The sequence below is a fragment of the Jannaschia formosa genome, assembly GCF_003340555.1.
GTDB lineage: Bacteria > Pseudomonadota > Alphaproteobacteria > Rhodobacterales > Rhodobacteraceae > Jannaschia > Jannaschia formosa.
Map to the genome: position 1 here is coordinate 1 of NZ_QPLJ01000088.1, position 1,321 is coordinate 1,321.

The 1,321-nt window shown below is 63.8% G+C and carries 1 protein-coding gene and 1 other annotated feature; the gene reads right to left on the minus strand.

Going from position 1 to position 1,321, the window contains the following annotated elements; translation table 11 throughout:
- Nucleotides 1-39 precede the first annotated feature (39 nt).
- Nucleotides 40-1,268, minus strand: a protein-coding gene (locus DR046_RS22895) for an IS3 family transposase (protein WP_115384633.1) whose coding sequence is annotated in 2 segments (ribosomal slippage) — nt 40-980 and nt 980-1,268 — 1,230 coding nt in all. Because the reading frame shifts where the segments join, the coding sequence is not laid out codon by codon here.
- Nucleotides 871-987: a sequence feature (AL1L pseudoknot), on the minus strand. (Overlaps the previous gene by 117 nt.)
- Nucleotides 1,269-1,321: the final 53 nt, after the last annotated feature.

The window sequence follows — 1,321 nt, forward strand, 5'->3', positions numbered from 1 at the left end:
TGAACCGCTCCGGGTTTGCCGGAGGCTGATTGCGTTTAGTTACGCGGCCATGGGTTCGGTTTCCAGAGCGGCGTAGAAGTTGGCCTCGGCTTCGGCTGGCGGGATGTTCCCGATGGGCTCCAGCAGGCGACGGTTGTTGAACCAGTCCACCCATTCCAGTGTGGCGTATTCGACAGCCTCGAAGCTGCGCCATGGCCCGCGGCGGTGGATGACCTCGGCCTTGAACAGCCCGTTGATCGTCTCGGCCAGCGCGTTGTCGTAGCTGTCGCCGACGCTGCCGACCGAGGGCTCGATGCCAGCTTCGGCCAGTCGCTCGCTGTAGCGGATGGACAGGTATTGGCTGCCCCTGTCGCTGTGGTGGACCAGTCCCATGCCCTTTCCGGGGCGGCGATCATGCACCGCCTGCTCCAGGGCATCGAGAACGAACCCCGCATGCGCCGAGGTGTTGACGCGCCAGCCCACGATCTTGCGGGCGTAAGCGTCGATGACGAAAGCGACATAGACGAAGCCCCTCCATGTCGCGACATAGGTGAAGTCGCTGACCCACAGCATGTTCGGCGCAGGCACCCGGAACTGGCGGTTCACCTTGTCCAGCGGGCAGGGCTGCTTCTTGTCGGGGATCGTCGTCCTGTGCGGTTTGCCGCGGATAATGCCCTGAATATCCATGTCCTTCATCAACCTCGTGACCGTGCATCGGGCGACATCGAAGCCTTCACGCTGGAGTTGCCGCCAAACCTTCCGCACACCATAGACGCTCCAGTTGTCCTCGAAGACGCGCTTGATCTCGGGGCGCAGCTCTTCGTCCCGGCGTGTGCGAGCGGACCGCCGGGCTGGATCAGCCCGCTTGGCGAGGTGATCGTAGTAGGTGGACGGGGCGATCGGCAGCACATCGCAGATCGGCTCGACCCCGTGTTCACCTCGATGGTCGTCGATAAACCCGACCATCACTTCGACCGGCGGTCGAGCTCCGCCATCGCAAAATACGCCGATGCCTTCCTGAGGATCTCGTTCGCCTGGCGCAGCTCCCGGTTCTCACGCTCCAGGGCCTTCATCTTCTCGGCCATCTCGATCGGAATGCCCGCGCGCCGGCCGCTGTCGACCTCTGCCTTCCTGACCCACTCGTTCAGGGTCTGGGGCGTGCAGCCGATCTTCGCCGCGATCGACATCACCGCCTGCCAGCGCGACGCATGCTGGCCCTCGCTGTCGAGAACCAGCCGCACCGCCCGCTCGCGCACCTCAGGAGAAAACTTGTTCGTGGTCTTGCTCATGATGCTCCACCCTACTCAGAAGTTGGAGCCTCCGGCAAACCCGGCGCGGTTCA